The 14,714-nt window shown below is 66.8% G+C and carries 14 protein-coding genes; 9 read left to right on the top strand and 5 right to left on the bottom strand.

Going from position 1 to position 14,714, the window contains the following annotated elements:
• Positions 1–101 precede the first annotated feature (101 nt).
• Both ACSQ3P_RS23905 and ACSQ3P_RS23900 read left to right on the top strand, forming a co-directional pair.
• Positions 102–740 (top strand): LysE family translocator, encoded by a 639-nt coding sequence (locus ACSQ3P_RS23905; protein WP_436167961.1) that lies wholly within the window; start codon positions 102–104, stop codon positions 738–740.
• A 36-nt stretch (positions 741–776) separates the two neighbouring features.
• A complete protein-coding gene (locus ACSQ3P_RS23900; protein WP_436167960.1) occupies positions 777–1,604 on the top strand; it encodes a 3-keto-5-aminohexanoate cleavage protein in 828 nt (275 codons plus the stop codon).
• A 4-nt stretch (positions 1,605–1,608) separates the two neighbouring features.
• Here ACSQ3P_RS23900 and ACSQ3P_RS23895 read toward each other — a convergent pair whose 3' ends face one another.
• Positions 1,609–4,188, bottom strand: coding sequence for a chemotaxis protein CheW (locus ACSQ3P_RS23895; RefSeq protein WP_436167959.1), 2,580 nt, complete (start codon positions 4,186–4,188; stop codon positions 1,609–1,611).
• A 355-nt stretch (positions 4,189–4,543) separates the two neighbouring features.
• On the opposite strand from ACSQ3P_RS23895, the gene ACSQ3P_RS23890 reads away from it, so the two are divergent.
• The 6 genes from ACSQ3P_RS23890 (at position 4,544) to ACSQ3P_RS23865 (ending at position 10,333) form a co-directional block, all read left to right on the top strand.
• Positions 4,544–5,437, top strand: coding sequence for a MurR/RpiR family transcriptional regulator (locus tag ACSQ3P_RS23890; RefSeq protein ID WP_436167958.1), 894 nt, complete (start codon positions 4,544–4,546; stop codon positions 5,435–5,437).
• Complete coding sequence (locus tag ACSQ3P_RS23885; protein WP_436167957.1) at positions 5,434–6,783, top strand: aspartate aminotransferase family protein; 1,350 nt, start codon at positions 5,434–5,436, stop codon at positions 6,781–6,783. Before ACSQ3P_RS23890 ends, ACSQ3P_RS23885 begins: the two co-directional genes overlap by 4 nt.
• 61 nt (positions 6,784–6,844) lie before the next feature.
• Positions 6,845–7,558: an aspartate/glutamate racemase family protein gene (locus ACSQ3P_RS23880; RefSeq protein WP_436167956.1), complete on the top strand. Its 714-nt coding sequence runs from the start codon at positions 6,845–6,847 to the stop codon at positions 7,556–7,558.
• 1 nt (position 7,559) lies between these two features.
• Positions 7,560–8,492 carry a LysR family transcriptional regulator gene (locus tag ACSQ3P_RS23875; protein WP_436167955.1) on the top strand — a complete coding sequence of 311 codons (933 nt, stop codon included), beginning with the start codon at positions 7,560–7,562 and terminating at the stop codon, positions 8,490–8,492.
• A gap of 35 nt (positions 8,493–8,527) precedes the next feature.
• On the top strand, positions 8,528–9,556 hold the full coding sequence (locus ACSQ3P_RS23870) for an amino acid ABC transporter substrate-binding protein (protein ID WP_436167954.1): 1,029 nt from the start codon (positions 8,528–8,530) through the stop codon (positions 9,554–9,556).
• Positions 9,557–9,703: 147 nt separating this feature from the next.
• Positions 9,704–10,333, top strand: coding sequence for an aspartate/glutamate racemase family protein (locus tag ACSQ3P_RS23865; RefSeq protein ID WP_436167953.1), 630 nt, complete (start codon positions 9,704–9,706; stop codon positions 10,331–10,333).
• Positions 10,334–10,437: 104 nt separating this feature from the next.
• Here ACSQ3P_RS23865 and ACSQ3P_RS23860 read toward each other — a convergent pair whose 3' ends face one another.
• Positions 10,438–11,037, bottom strand: coding sequence for a Crp/Fnr family transcriptional regulator (locus tag ACSQ3P_RS23860; protein WP_436167952.1), 600 nt, complete (start codon positions 11,035–11,037; stop codon positions 10,438–10,440).
• Between the two features lie 65 nt (positions 11,038–11,102).
• Between ACSQ3P_RS23860 and ACSQ3P_RS23855 the strand changes: the two genes are divergently transcribed.
• Positions 11,103–11,633 carry a hypothetical protein gene (locus tag ACSQ3P_RS23855; protein ID WP_436167951.1) on the top strand — a complete coding sequence of 177 codons (531 nt, stop codon included), beginning with the start codon at positions 11,103–11,105 and terminating at the stop codon, positions 11,631–11,633.
• 210 nt (positions 11,634–11,843) lie between these two features.
• Here ACSQ3P_RS23855 and ACSQ3P_RS23850 read toward each other — a convergent pair whose 3' ends face one another.
• The 3 genes from ACSQ3P_RS23850 to ACSQ3P_RS23840 form a co-directional block, all read right to left on the bottom strand.
• The gene (locus ACSQ3P_RS23850) at positions 11,844–12,575 is read right to left on the bottom strand and encodes an aldolase (protein WP_310152610.1); all 732 of its coding nucleotides are present in this window, start codon (positions 12,573–12,575) and stop codon (positions 11,844–11,846) included.
• Positions 12,576–12,708: 133 nt separating this feature from the next.
• Complete coding sequence (gene infC / locus ACSQ3P_RS23845) at positions 12,709–13,251, bottom strand: translation initiation factor IF-3 (protein WP_069693568.1); 543 nt, start codon at positions 13,249–13,251, stop codon at positions 12,709–12,711.
• Positions 13,252–13,391: 140 nt separating this feature from the next.
• Positions 13,392–14,609: a glycosyltransferase family 4 protein gene (locus ACSQ3P_RS23840; RefSeq protein WP_436167950.1), complete on the bottom strand. Its 1,218-nt coding sequence runs from the start codon at positions 14,607–14,609 to the stop codon at positions 13,392–13,394.
• Positions 14,610–14,714 lie beyond the last annotated feature (105 nt).

The raw sequence follows: 14,714 nt of genomic DNA, 5'->3' as shown, positions 1-14,714 counted from the left end.
CGAGGCTTGACTCGCACGACGCCACATCCATCGATGGGACCGGGTGCCGTTTCGCGGCGAAGAACGTGGACGGCATCCGGCTATCTCGGGGGGAAGCGTCGATGAATCAGGTCACCATTCTGGCGGGCATCGCGGCGATCCATGCGCTTGCGATCGCCAGCCCCGGCCCGACCTTCGCGGTCGTCATGAGCTATGCGGTGAAAGGGGATCGCCGCGCCGGGCTGCTGCTGAGCTTCGGTGTCGTGCTGGCGACACTGACCTGGGCGTTCGCGGCGGCGGCCGGTCTCGGCAGCTTGCTGGCGAGCTTCCCGCTGGCCTATCGCGGCCTCCAGCTCATCGGCGCGGCCTATCTGATCTATCTCGGTGCGAAGCTGCTGATCGCGATCATCCGCGCCAAGGGCCAGGCCGCCGCTCATGGCGCCTCTCACGCCGCCTCCGCGCCGGTGTCGGGGCTGGAGGCGATCCGCGCTGGCTTCATCACCAACATCACCAATCCCAAGGTCGTCGCCTATTACGCCAGCCTGTTCGGCGTGATGATTCCGGCCGGCGCGCCAGGCTGGCTGTTCTGGTCGGCCGTGGCGGTCGTCGTCGTGGTCTCGGCGGCCTGGTGGATCGCGGTGACGCTGTTCTTCACCGTGCCCGCCGTGAGCCGTACCTATGTCCGCGCCAAACCAGGGCTGGACGTGATCATGGGCGTCGTCTTGATTGCGCTTGGTCTGCGGCTGGCCGTGTTCGGGTGAGTCTGCGACCATCGACCGTTCAGGCCCGGAGAAGCCATGACCACGCCCTGCATCATCACCGTCGCCATCACCGGCTCGCTGCCGACCAAGCGCGACAATCCGGCCGTGCCGATCTCGATTTCCGAGCAGGTCGAATCCACGCAGGCCGCTTTTGAGGCCGGCGCGACTCTGGCGCATTGCCATGTCCGCAATGACGAGGGCGCGCCGACCTCCGACCCCGAGCGCTTCGGCCGTTTGCTGGAGGGCCTGCGCCAGCATTGCCCCGGCATGATCGTGCAGTTCTCGACCGGTGGGCGCTCCGGCGCGGGGCGCGAGCGCGGCGGCATGCTCTCGCTGAAGCCCGACATGGCCTCGCTCTCGACCGGCTCCTGCAATTTCCCGACACGGGTCTACGAGAACAGCCCCGAGCTGGTCGACTGGCTGGCGAGCGAGATGCTCGAGCATGGCGTCAAGCCCGAGATCGAGGCCTTCGACCTTTCGATGATCTTCAAGGCGGTCGAGATGGGGGTTGCGGGTGCGATCAAGGGGCCGCTGCATGTGCAGTTCGTCATGGGCGTGAAGAACGCCATGCCGGTCGACCGCGCCGCCTTCGAATTCTACATCGCGACGCTGAAGCGGCTCGCGCCCGATGCGACCTGGACCGGCGCCGGCATCGGCCGCGACCAGATCACCCTCAACCGCTGGTCGCTCGAGCTCGGCGGCCATTGCCGCACCGGGCTGGAGGACAATGTCCGCCTCGATCGCGACAGGCTCGCGCCGTCCAACGCCGCGCTGGTGAAGCGCGTGGCCGATCTCTGCCCCGAATATGACCGTCGTCCGGCAACGGCTGCGGAAGCGCGAGCGCTGCTCCGGCTCTCGGCCTGAGCCGCTATTCGGCGGCGCGCAACAGCGGCGGAACCGGTTCGCCGTCGAGCCGGGCGCCGAGCCTGTCGACGTCGAGCAGCATCAGCATGCCCGCCGGCGCCCCTTGCGCATCGCGCGCAGCGACGACGCCGAGCGCCGGGACTTCCAATTTCGCGGTCAGGTCTCGCAAGGGCTGCAATTCCGAGACCGGGATTTCCGGTATCGGGCCGAGCGAATCGACGACGAGCCCGAGCGTCCGGCCGGCCGCGCGCACGATGACGATCTGCTGGTCCTCGCCCAGGCCGTCGGGAATGCCGAGCAGCCGCGCCAGGCGCAGCACCGGCACAGGGTCGCCCTGATGCAGCTTGTAGCCGGCGAGCAAACCGTCTTCCGCCTGCTTGGCAGAGGGCTTCAGGCCGGCGAGATCGACGGCCTCGACGACATCGCGCGCCTTCACGCCGAGCCAATGCCGGCCGATATGGAAGGTCGCGGCCTCGAAGGCTTCGACGCCCTCGGGCAGCCTGCGCGCCGCGATGGCGTTGGCCGCCGCGCTCGACGGCCGCGCTCCGGCCTCGGCCGCGACATCGCCGAGCGGCACGACACAGAGCGCCACCACATCGGCATGGTGCCCATCGCTGGTCTTGTATTCGCGATAGCCCTTCGACAGCGCTGCGCCGACCGCGACATGCTTGCCCTCGAATGTACGAATGCCGGCGAGATCGCCCTCATTGGCCAACCCCTGCGGGTCGATGACGATCGGGCTCGGTGCGCCCACAGCGAAGCGCGGATCGGTCGAGGAAATGATGCTGCCATCGCCCGCGACAAGTAGCGTGAAGGCGCCGGGCAGCGCCGCGCCGGCTTCATCGGCCGGCAGGGAATCCTGCAGGATCGCGCCGAATTGCGGCGTCGAGTCAAAGACGATCGCGATGCCGCCGACCGCCTTGCCCCCACTCGGCGCCTGGACGGCGGCCGTATAGATCAGGGTCGATGCCTCCCCATAATGCGGCGAAGGCTCGAAGCCCGACACCGCATAATGCTGGTCCAAGCGCAGCGCCAGGGTCCGCTGCACCCATTCCGCCGCGAGCGTCTCGCCCACGAGATGCGCCTCGCCCGGCTGCGAGACCGCGACGACGACGCCCTTGGCGTCGAACAGGATCAGGTTGCTGTAGACCGTATAGAGCGAATTGATCGTCGCCAGGATCTCACCGCAATGCCGCGCGCCCTCCGGCGTCGGCTCAGACAGCACGCGTGCGAAGGTCGCGTTCAGCGCCCACCAGCGGCAATCATTGGCGCGCTCATAGAGATTGCGATCCATCACATCGATGGCGAAGGCCGCGCGCGAGCGGCACTTCTCCATGATCGCCGCAACCACGGTGCGGTGGAGGTCGCCGATCGAGGCGTCGAAGACGGCCTGCGTCCTGCGACCGGCATTGGAGATTTCCCAGAGCAGGATTTTCGAGAAGGCGGCATTGGCGGCCGTCGACCCGGCCTGGCGGATCGAGCCGTTCCAGACCGAGCGGTTGAGGTCGCGCTGGATCATCGCGGCCTGGCGCGAGACCGTGAGCAGGTCCTCAGAGAACAGCCCGGAACGGCCGGTCACCGCCGCGAGCAGGCCAGCGTCGATGCGCGCACTGAGCGCGCCGTCGCCCTGAGCGAAGGCAGCCTCCAGCGGCAGCAGCCCGAGCCCGACCCAGCCCGGCCCCATATAGCCCTGATAGCCGGAGCTGCGGCAGGCGACAGCGAGATATTGCCGGCCGCCGAGCTTGAGCACGGGGTCGCGCCCCTGCAGCGCGGCCGGCGACAGAGCAAGCCCCGCCGGCACTTGAATGGCGCAGGAGCCGGCGATGACCTCGCCCTGCGGCGTGGCGCAGCCCAGGATCGTCCAGTCATCCTCCGGCAGCAGCTTGCGGAAGATCCCTGTCATCTCGTCGGCGAGGCGGAAGACCAGCACGAGCACGCCGAGCGGGCGCTTGGCGCGATCCTCGACGCGCCAGGCATAGACCAGCGACTGCGCCTCCGAGACGAAATCGACCACGCCGTAATGCTCGACATAGGCGCCGCTTGAACTCAGGGCCTCGTCGATGATGGCGTGCCGCGCCGTCTCAGCCGGGTGGGCCTGGAGCCTGGCCCGGACCGCGCCCTCGCGATCGACCAGGACGATGTCGGAATAGACCGAATATTTCGCGACATAGTCGCGGAAGCGCGCCTCGATCGCCTCGCGGGCAGCGGGCGTCGGCGTCGCCTCCTCCAGCATCTCGCGAATGTCGGTGTCAGCCGCGAGGAAGCCGATATCGGCCGTGCGCTCGAAGAGATTGCGCACCAGCACGTCGATGGCGTTCTGCGCCTTGGTCCTGAGATCGCTGACGACCTTGTCGCGCGTCTCGATGGCGAGATGGTTGAGCAGGCTCGCCGTCAATTCCTCGAAGGCGGAGCGTGTGCCCGACATCTCGGTCGCGTTGCCCGAGAGCTGGCCGAGTAGGGTCAGCGTATCCCACGACGCCTGCAGGCGATCGAAAACCTGCCGATAGTCGTCGATCGCATGCATATGGCGGATGATGCCCGCCAGCGAAGGATCGATCGCGATTCCCTTGTGAAGCGTCTGCAAGGTTGGGCTCTTCCATTCGCGCCAATGGCCGCCTGGGCGAGGACCCGGCGGCCGAGAAAAGGCTGAACTCAACGCTACCGTTCCAGATCGAACCAAATCACCTGAGCGGCCGATTCGCACCAACCTCGCCCTGCCCGCGGCGCTCAAATTTGCGGCAAATGCAACGATCATTCACAGGGCGCAGGATTGGCCGGGCGCAAAGCGCGCCGCAACGTCAGAAGGCAGCCCCTGCCAGGCTGCTCTCGCCTCAGACCAAAAATGCGCCGCGGCCTGCATCGAAATGCGTCATTTGTTTCATATAATAATTTAAGGATCATCTGTTTCACTCCGCTGCAAGTCCCGCTATGATCCCGCCATGGATCAGATCGGCGTCGCCACCGCCCTGGATGCGCAATTCGATAAACTGCCTCCGCAGCTGCAAGCGGTCGCGCGCTGGGTGCTCGACCACCCCGCCGATGTCGCCTTGCTGACGACGCGCGAGCAGGCGCGCCGCGCCGGGCTTGCGCCCGCAACCTTCACACGGCTGGCGCAGCGCCTTGGCCTTCCCGGTTACGACGCCCTGCGAACGGCTTATGCGGCCTCGCTGCGCCAGCGCCCCGACGGCTTCGCCAACCGCGCGACCGAATTGCTCGAACGCCATGGCGACGAGGGCGACAGCGCCATCGCGCAGGACATGTTCGCGGCCTTGGCCGAGCATGTCCGGGCCCTGCGGGAGCCTCAATCCGTCGCCTGCCTCGAACGCGCGGCCGCATTGCTGGCGAATGCGCGCAGCGTCTTCTGCTTCGGGCTGCGGTCGGCCTTTCCGGCCGTCTATATGCTCGACTATATCCGCACGCTGATCGGCGCGGAGTCGGTCCTCGCCGACACAGCCGGCGGGCGTGGCATCGATGCCTTGCGCCGGATCGGCCCGGGCGACGTGCTCTTCGTCATCTCGGTCTCGCCCTATACGCGCCTGACGCTCCAGGCCGCCGCCTATGCGCGCGACAAGGGCGCCTCGATCGTCGCACTGACCGACAGCGCGCATTCGCCGCTCGCCGCGCTCGCCGACGAGACGGTGCTGGTGCGCACCGAGACGCCCTCCTTCTTCCACAGCATGACGCCGGCCTTTGCGGCGGTGGAATGCCTGGCGGCGCTGATGACGGCGCGACGCGGCAAGCCGGCGCTCGACGCCATCGCCGCCTCTGAGGCCCAGCTCGACGCCTTCTCGACCTTCGAGACCCCTCGCCGCGCCAAACGGAGACCATCATGAGCCATCTGCTTCACCGCAGCGTCAACGGCGCTTATCCCGTCGCCGTCGGCGGCAAGGGCGTCATGCTCTTCGACGCCGAGGGCAAGAGCTATATCGACGCCAGCGGCGGCGCGGCTGTCTCCTGCCTCGGCCATGGCCATCCCGACATCGTTGCCGCGATGCATGCCCAGATCGACAAGCTGGCCTATGCCCATACCAGCTTCTTCACCTCGCAGCCGGCCGAGGAGCTGGCGGAGCATCTGATCGCGCGCGCTCCGAGGGGGCTGAGCAACGTCTTCATCTGCAGCAGCGGCTCCGAGGCGATCGAGGCCTGCCTGAAGCTGGCGCGGCATTATTTCATCGAAAAGGGCGAGAGCCGGCGGACCAACTTCATCTCGCGCCGGCAGAGCTATCACGGCATCACGGTCGGAGCGCTCTCGGTCGGCGGCCGCATGAAGGATCGCGCACCGTTCAAGGAGATGCTGCTCACCGGCCACCATATCGCGCCCTGCTACGCCTATCGCGACCGGCGCACTGAGGAGACGCCGGAGCAATACGGACTGCGCGTCGCCGACGAGCTGGAAGCCAAGATCCTGGAGCTCGGACCCGACACCGTCGCGGCCTTCGTCGCCGAAACGGTCGTCGGCGCGACGCTCGGGGCCGCCACGCCCGCACCCGGCTATTTCAAGCGGATCCGCGAGATCTGCGACCGCCATGGCGTGCTCCTGATCCTCGACGAGGTGATGTGCGGCATGGGCCGCACCGGCACGCTGCACGCCTGCGAGCAGGAAGGCATCGCGCCCGATCTGATGGCGATCGCCAAGGGGCTGGGCGCCGGCTATGCGCCGATCGGCGCGATGCTGGCCTCGGGCAGGATTGTCGAGGCGATCCGGCAGGGCTCCGGGGCCTTCCCACACAGCCAGACCTATAACGGCCACCCGCTTGCTTGCGCGACCGCGCTCGCGGTGCAGAAGGTAATCGAGCGCGACGACCTGCTCGCCAATGTCCGTCTCCAGGGCGCCCATCTCGAGCGCCGCCTGAAAGAGCGCTTCGGCAACCATCATCATGTCGGCGATGTGCGCGGGCGCGGCCATTTCTGGGGCATCGAGCTCGTCGCCGACCGCGCCTCGAAGACGCCCTTCGAGGCCAGCCTCAAGCTCAACGCCAGGGTCAAGCAGGCGGCTATGGCGCGCGGCCTGATGGTCTATCCGATGGGAGGAACCGCCGACGGAACCTCCGGCGACCATGTGTTGCTGGCTCCGCCCTTCATCGCTGACGCAGCGGTGATGGACATGATCGTCGAACGGCTCGGAGAAGCCGTCGATGCCGCGATCGTCGGCGCCCTGCACGATGGAGCCGGGCATTGATCGAATTTTCGATGCAAAATTTGCATTGGCCATGCGCCATGCGAGCCGGCACAGATGCGCCATGCAGCACATCCCACATCGGCGGCTCATCGGCGTTCTCGGCGGCATGGGGCCGGCCGCGACGATCGACTTCATGACGAAGGTGGTGATGCTGACGCCGGCGCAGCACGATCAGGACCATGTACCGCTGCTCGTTCATGGCGTGCCGCAGATTCCCGATCGCTCGGCTGCGATCGCCGCGGGCAGCGATGCGCCCTTCCTGCCAATGGCAGCGGGTATCATGCAGCTGGAGCGCGCCGGGGCGGAGTTCATCGCCATCCCCTGCAACACCGCGCATTACTGGCATGAACGCCTGGCGCGCGGCAGCCGCGTGCCGTTGCTACACATCGCCGACGCGGTCATGACGATGATCGCGGAGATCGAACCACCCATCGGCGCGGTCGCCCTGATGGCGACGCGCGGCACCATCGCAGCCGGACTCTACCAGTCGCGCTTCGGCGCCAAGGGGCCCCGTCTCATTCTGCCCGACGAGCCGGCGCAGGCCTTGGTCGACAGTGCCATCGCCGCGACGAAAGCCGGCCAGCGCCCGCTCGCTCTTCGGCATGCAGAGGAAGCGAGCCGGCGCCTTCTCGACGCCGGAGCGGAGCGATTGCTGCTGGCCTGCACCGAACTGCCCCTGGCTCTTGCGGACAGTGAGTTCCTGCCGCTCGGCATCGACCCGACCGAGGCCCTGGCGCGGGCCTGCGTCAACGCTTCGCTCAGCGAGGCGCGCTGAGATGGACATACGCTGGCTCCAGGATTTCCTCACCGTCGCCGAGCGTGGCAACTTCACCCGCGCCGCCGAAGAACGGAACGCCTCGCAAGCCGCCTTCAGCCGCCGAATCCAGGCGCTCGAAACCTGGCTCGGCGTCACCCTGATCGATCGCAGCGTATTTCCGACGCGCCTGACGCCCGAGGGCGAACGCTTCAGGGAAACCGCCGCCGAGACGCTGCATCAGTTGCTCGATGCCAAGACCGGCCTGTCAGGCCAGCCTACGGCGAAACGCGACCAGGTCGTGATCGCATTGCCGCATGCGCTGGCGACCGGCCGCCTCCCCGGCTGGTGGGCGAGCTGGTCGCAGGGGCGTGCGCTGAGCTGCAAGGTCGCGCCCGGCAATGTCCACGACACCGTGACGGCACTGGTCTCCGGCGCGGTCGATCTCCTGGTCTGCTTCCACCATGCGCAGCAGCCGATCCATCTCGACGCCGAGCGCTACGACCGGCTGGTGATCGGGGTCGAACATCTGCGCCCCTATGTCGCCGCCGAACACGCCGAACGCTGGCCGCTACCCGGCAAGACCAAGGCGCCGTTGCCGCTGCTGATGTATTCGGCCGGGGCCTATCTCGGCCGCATGGTGGATCTCATCATCGAAGCCGCTCCGGAGCCGCTGGCCGGCCACCGCGTCATCGAGAGCGACATGGCCGACGTGCTGCGCGACATGGCGGTGGCCGGCTACGGCGTCGCCTGGCTGCCGGAATGCGCTGCGGCGGCAGCGGGGCCGAAGCTGGTCCCGGCAGGCGGAGAGGCCTGGGCCATGCCGCTCTCGCTCGTCGCCTATCGCGACAGCAGCAACCGTAAACCCGCGCTGCACCGGCTCTGGGCCGGTCTCGCCGGAGACCATGAAGAGCGGCAGAACCAAGCCGCCCCAGTTGGCGCCAAAGGCGCCTGATCAGAACCAAGCACTCAAAAAACAGGGGAACTACGATGACAATCTTCAAACGCCTGCTCGCGACCGGCCTCGGCCTCGCCACGGCCGCGGCCGCGACCACCGCCTTCGCTCAAACCAGCACGCTGGAGCGCGTCAAGGCGCGCGGCGAATTGATCTGCGGCAACCACATCGCCCTGCCCGGCTTCGGCCTGCAAGGGCCGGACGGGCGCTGGGACGGGCTCGACATCGACCTCTGCCGCGCCGTCGCGGCGGCGATCTTCAACGACCCCAACAAGGTCCGCTTCGTGCCGACGACGCCGCAGATGCGCTTCGTCGTGGTCCAGGCCGGCGAGGTCGACATGCTCGCCCGCAACGCCACCTACACGATGTCGCGCGACACCTCGCAGGGCATGTCCTGGCCGATCATCAACTATTTCGACGGCCAGGGCTTCATGGTGAAGAAGGCGCTCGGTGTCACCGAGGCGAAGGGGCTGAACGGCGCCTCGATCTGCGTGACGCAAGGCACGACGACCGAGCTCAACCTTGCCGACTTCTTCCGCTCCAATAACCTGAAATACGAGATCATCGGCTTCTCCACCAATGAGGAAGGCGTCAAGGCGCTGGAGGCCGGGCGTTGCGACGCCTTCACCACCGACTCCTCGGGACTCGCCGCCGAGCGCCTGAAATTCTCCAAGCCGGACGATTTCGTCATCCTGCCGACGCTGATCTCGCGCGAGCCGCTCGGCCCCGCCGTCAAGCGCGGCGACGAGAGCTGGGTCGCGCTGGTGAAATGGGTGCACTACGCCATGCTCAACGCCGAGGAGTTCGGCGTGACCAAGGCCAATCTCGACGAGATGCTGAAATCCTCGAACCCCGAGATCAAGCGCCTGCTCGGCGTCGAGGGCAAGTTCGGCGAGGGCCTCGGCCTGACCAATGACTGGGCCTATCGCATCGTCAAGCATGTCGGCAATTACGGCGAAAGCTTCGAGCGCAATGTCGGCATGGGCTCGAAACTGCAGCTCAAGCGCGGCCTCAACGCGCTGGCCTCGCAGGGCGGGCTGCAATATCCGCATCCGGTCCGCTAGAGCGTTTGCGAGCGAAGTGGATACCGTTTCCCCCGCGCAAACGCGAAGCGTTTGCGCGGGGGAAACGCGTTCAAACAAAGAGCTAGAGCCGTTGAACAATCCAATCGGATCGGAAACTCTCTAGCGGCGGAGGAAGGAGACCCACTCATGCGGATCGCGCTGATCCATGCGCTGCGCCATTCGCCGCCCCCTATCGAGGCGGCGTTCGCCGAGCTCTGGCCACAAGCCAGGCTGATGAACCTGCTCGACGACAGCCTCTCATCCGATCTCGCCCGCGACGGCAAGATCACGGAGGCGATGACAGGGCGCTTCCTGGAACTCGCGCACTACGCGAAGGCGACCGGCGCCGACGGCATCCTGTTCACCTGCTCGGCCTTCGGGCCCTGCATCGAGGCGGTGCAGCGCGAGCTTGCGCCGCTGCCGGTGCTGAAGCCGAACGAGGCGATGATCGAGGAGGCCGAAAAGGCCGGCGCGCGCATCGGCCTCCTCGCCAGCTTCGCGCCGACGCTGGCCTCGATGCCGCCGGAGTTTCCTCCTGCATTGACGATCATGCCGAAGCTGGCGGAAGGCGCGCTCGCCGCCCTCGACCGTGGTGACGGCGCCGAGCACGACCGTCTCGCCGCAGAGGCAGCGCGCGATCTCGCCGATTGCGACGTGATCGCGCTCGCCCAGTTCAGCCTGGCGCGATCAGCGCCCGCGGTCATGGCCGCGACCGGCAGGCCGGTGCTGACGACACCGGAGAGCGCCGTGAGGAAGCTGCGGCGCCTGCTCGGCTGAAAAGCCGGCCAGGCCCCTTCGATGCGCCGCAGCGCCTCGAAATGCATCTCCGACTGAAACACCAGCACGTCGCGCCTGCTCGAAACCGCAACTCAAGCGCGGCCTCAACGCGTCGGCCTTGCACGGCGGGTTGCAATACCCGCATCCGGTCCGCTGGCGACGGAGAGGCCGGGCGTTTTCCGCCTCGCGGCGAGCGTGCGGTAGAGCGCCTCGGGACTCACCGCCAGCTCGGCTGCCAGCAGCGCCCAGCCCCCCTTTCCAGGCATGGCACCATCATTCAGCGCCAGCCAGGCATCGAGGCGGTCATCGACCGTCTTCAAGGCGAGAATCTCGCATCGCGCGCGGCTGCGCTGGATTTCACGCGACAAGTCGCGCGCAAGCGAGAACAGGAACGGCGCCGCCGCGTCGTCGGAAAACAGAACAGAACGGCCAACACTGGCGAGGCGGCACACTGAAATCGCCACGGCCGTACAATGATACCGATCGCTGAAGCAGGATGCTTCAGCCAGGAGCGTGTCGCTGCCAACGCGGTGGAGGATCAGTTCAGCGCCCGAAGCACCATATCGGACGAGCTTCATCTCGCCTTCCAGCACGACATAAGCGCGGCGCACGGCGTCGCCTTCGCGGAAGAGGGATTGGCCCGGCTCAAGCTGATGGGCGGCATCCTGGCGGCTCAGAACGAAAGCAGCGACCGTGTCAGACATGACAGCGATCATGTGGGGCATCGGCGGGTGATGGCAAGCTCCGCGCCTCACCAAAGGAATCCCATATGAAGACCGTGCCTCTCGCATTGATGCTGCTTGCCCTGACGAGCGTCGCAAACGCACAGCATGCCGGCCACGGGTCGGCTCGCGCTCAGCCCTATGCCGGCCTGGACGGGCGCGCCGTGCCCTCGCTGTCCACCGAAGAGCTCGATGGCCTGTGGAACGGGCGCGGTCTCGCGATGGCGCTTCCAGCCGAACTGAACGGCTATCCGGGTCCGCTACATGTGCTCGAACTCGCCGACAGGCTACAACTCACCCCCGATCAGACACACCAAACCGAGGCCCTTGTCACGGCCATGCGCAAGGAGACGATCGACATCGGGCAGGCCGTGATCGCAGCTGAGAGCCAGCTCGATCGTACTTTCAAGGAGCGCCGGGCGACGCCTGAGACCATAGAGGCCGAAACCAAAGCGGTCGGCGCGGCGCGAGCCGCATTGCGCGCCGCCCATCTGCGCTATCACCTCGTCATGGCCAAGATGCTGAACGAGCATCAGATCGCCGAATACCGCTCAGCGCGCGGCTATCGGACGCCATAGCTATTCCGGCGCGGGCTTCGAGCGCGGCTTCGTAGAGATTGCTGAGCCCGGAATGACGAACTGCCGCCGTCTAGAGCATTTCCGGGTTTCTCCGAATCGCGGAAATGCTCTAGCTCCTTGTTTTAACGCGTTTTCTCCGCGCAAACGCTTCGCGTTTGTCGCGGGGGAACCGGTATCCACTTAGCTCGAAAACGCTCTAGCGATCCTGGATCAAGCCCCTTCGATGCGCCGCAGCGCCTCAAAATGCTTCTCCGACTGAAACACCAGCACGTCGCGCCAATCGCGCGCCGTCGCCTCGATCTGCTGCTGCGGAATGAGCTTCAGCGGCCGGCCGGTCGACATCGCCAGCACCTGCTGCCGGCAGGCGCGCTCCAGAAAATACAGGTCGTCGAAGGCGACCGCCACGGAGGGGCCGCCAATGGTCACGCCGTGATGGGCGAGGAAGGTGATGTCGACATGCTCGTAAGCCTTGCTGGCGGCGATGATGGCCTCGCCCTCGCTCGCATCGAGCGCGAGCCCGCCGAAATGGTCGACATAATGCGTGCGGCCATGGAAGCGGCAGGCTGTCTGATGCGCCATCTCCAGCCTGCCGCCCTCGACCATGGTCAAAGCGGTGGCGTAGGGCATGTGGACATGCAGCACCGCGACATGGCGCAGATTGGCCTTGTGGGCGGCAACATGGATGTTGCGGGCGGTGGCCTCGACCTCGCCCTCACCTTCCAGCACCTCGCCCTTATCGTCGATCAAGAGCAGATCGGAGGGCTTCATCTCCGACCAGTGCACGCCATAGGGGTTGATCAGGTAGCGTGGCTTGCCGTCGGGGCCATTCGGCAGGGCGACCGAGAAATGATTGCAGATGCCCTCGTTCAGCTCGAACTTCGCGGCAAGGCGGAGCGCAGCGGCAAGATCGCGGCGCTGGTTCGTGATGCTGGGCAGGGACATGGAGCAGGGTCTCTCGATTATCGGAAGCGAACCGGATCGAAACATTGCGGCGCCGGATATGACAAGGCCCGGCCAGCCTGACATGACAAGGCTAGGCCGGGCCTGATCCAAATCGCATAACGGAAACCGCCCGTTATTTGGGCGCGAGCACCATGACCATCTGGCGGCCTTCGAGCTGCCAGTCGCTCTCGACCTTGGCGACGTCGACGAGGTCGACCTTGACGCGCTCGAGCACCTTCACGCCGAGATCCTGGTGCGCCATCTCACGGCCGCGGAAGCGCAGGGTCACCTTGACCTTGTCGCCCTCCTCGAAGAAGCCGTGCATGGCCTTCATCTTGACGTCGTAATCGTGTTTGTCGATGCCCGGCCGGAGCTTGATCTCCTTGATCTCGATGGTGCGCTGCTTCTTGCGCGCCTCGGCCGCCTTCTTCTGCTCGAGAAAGCGGAAGCGGCCATAGTCGAGGATCTTGCAGACCGGAGGCTCGGAGTTGGGGGCGATCTCGACCAGGTCGAGACCGGCATCCTCGGCAATCTTCAAGGCCTCGAAGAACGACACCACGCCACGATTGGCGCCGGTATCGTCGATGAGCTGGACATCGCGGACGCCGCGAATGTCGCGGTTCGAACGCGGGCCGTCTTTGGTCGGGGTCGGGGCAGCGCGGAAAGGACGACGAATGGGGGTATTCTCCTGTTTCAGGCGCGAGCGGCGCCGCTGAGCAGACACATTGCACAAAGATGCGCGATGTCAATGTGGGAGGCGGGGAATGACGCAGCAATAGGCATACGCCTGCCGCATTCCACCCCCCTGTTATGCATTTACCGACCCAACAGCGCGCAATAGACGTCGAGCGTCTCCGCCACCATCGTCTCCAGCGAGAAATGCCGCTCGACATGCTGGCGCGCACGCCGCGCCAGGGCATCGCGCGCGGAAGGGCGCAGGGCCAGCGCCTCGGCGAGGCTGGCGGCGAGCGCTGCAGCATCACCGGGCGGCACGCGCCAGCCGGTGCGCTCGGCCGGCGTGACCTGCGGCGGGGCCAGGACGGTCTCGGGCACGGCGCCGAGATCGGCCACCACGACGGGCGCGCCCATCGCTTGCGCCTCGACCGCGACGCGCCCGAAAGCCTCGGGCTCGGTCGAGGGCACGGTGACCACGGCCGCCGAGAGCAGCGCCGCCGGCATGTCCGTGCAATGGCCGACGCGCTTGACGCGGCCTTCCAGCCCCGCCTTGGCGATGAGCTGGTCGAGTTCCTTGACATAACCGTCGCGCCCCTGCGGGTCGCCGGCCATGATGAAGGCGGTCTCGGCATCGCCGCCATCGCGCAGGATGCGGGCGGCCTCGATCAGGACGCGATGCCCCTTCCAGCTGGTCAGCCGGCCGGGCAGCAGCACGATGCGCTGATGCGGCTCGACCTTCCAGGCCGCGCGCAGGGCCTGGATGCGCTCCGTCCCGACGGCGGCCGGCGCGAAGGCCGAGAAATTGGTGCCGCGATGGACGACTCGGATGCGGTCGCGCGCAAAGCCGTGCTTGGCCAGGATCAGGTCGGCCGTATAGCCCGAATTCGCGATCACCACGTCGCCGCGGGCCATCACTGAATTATAGAGCGTCTTTACCACCGAGCGGCTGGCATAGGAGCCGTGATAGGTCGTCACGAAAGGCAGTTTCAGCGAGCGAGCCGCCGCGAGCGCGACCCAGGCCGGCGCGCGCGAACGGGCATGGATCAGCTCCACGCCCTCATGCCGGCAGAGCAGCGCCAGGCGGCGGACATTCAGCGCCATGGCGAAGGGGTTTTTCGTGGCGGCGGGAAAGGGCAGCCAGACGCCGCCCTTGGCCTGCAATTCTGCGACGAGGCGGCCGCCCTCGGTCGCGACGAGCGCGCGCGCGCCGACATCGGTCAGGCCCTTGGCGATATCGACGGCCGTGCGCTCGGCTCCACCCGCCTCGAGATCGGGAATGATCTGCAGGATGGTGCGGCCGCTGAGCGGGTGCGTCTCGGTCGAGGGCAGCGACAGATGCGCGCCGGGCTGGAAGGACATGCTCACAGTTTCAGAGAACTCTTTCTACAAACGGCGATACGACCACGTGCGCCGCGCGAGCGCAGCCTATATTCGCCTCGCAAGGCAGATTCGTCACAGGAGATT

This window comes from Allobosea sp. LjRoot9, from assembly GCF_964252745.1.
Classification (GTDB): Bacteria; Pseudomonadota; Alphaproteobacteria; order Rhizobiales; family Beijerinckiaceae; genus Allobosea.
Note: the sequence above shows the minus strand (reverse complement) of the source record. Positions and strands in the feature narration are given on the sequence as shown.

Coding starts and splice junctions, on each gene's coding strand:
- ACSQ3P_RS23885 (WP_436167957.1), top strand. CDS start 5,434: ATGAGCCATCTGCTTCACCGCAGCGTCAACGGCGCTTATCCCGTCGCC.
- ACSQ3P_RS23900 (WP_436167960.1), top strand. CDS start 777: ATGACCACGCCCTGCATCATCACCGTCGCCATCACCGGCTCGCTGCCG.
- ACSQ3P_RS23890 (WP_436167958.1), top strand. CDS start 4,544: ATGGATCAGATCGGCGTCGCCACCGCCCTGGATGCGCAATTCGATAAA.
- ACSQ3P_RS23870 (WP_436167954.1), top strand. CDS start 8,528: ATGACAATCTTCAAACGCCTGCTCGCGACCGGCCTCGGCCTCGCCACG.
- ACSQ3P_RS23855 (WP_436167951.1), top strand. CDS start 11,103: ATGAAGACCGTGCCTCTCGCATTGATGCTGCTTGCCCTGACGAGCGTC.
- ACSQ3P_RS23850 (WP_310152610.1), bottom strand. CDS start 12,575: ATGTCCCTGCCCAGCATCACGAACCAGCGCCGCGATCTTGCCGCTGCG.
- ACSQ3P_RS23860 (WP_436167952.1), bottom strand. CDS start 11,037: ATGTCTGACACGGTCGCTGCTTTCGTTCTGAGCCGCCAGGATGCCGCC.
- ACSQ3P_RS23865 (WP_436167953.1), top strand. CDS start 9,704: ATGCGGATCGCGCTGATCCATGCGCTGCGCCATTCGCCGCCCCCTATC.
- ACSQ3P_RS23905 (WP_436167961.1), top strand. CDS start 102: ATGAATCAGGTCACCATTCTGGCGGGCATCGCGGCGATCCATGCGCTT.
- ACSQ3P_RS23880 (WP_436167956.1), top strand. CDS start 6,845: ATGCAGCACATCCCACATCGGCGGCTCATCGGCGTTCTCGGCGGCATG.
- ACSQ3P_RS23875 (WP_436167955.1), top strand. CDS start 7,560: ATGGACATACGCTGGCTCCAGGATTTCCTCACCGTCGCCGAGCGTGGC.
- ACSQ3P_RS23840 (WP_436167950.1), bottom strand. CDS start 14,609: ATGTCCTTCCAGCCCGGCGCGCATCTGTCGCTGCCCTCGACCGAGACG.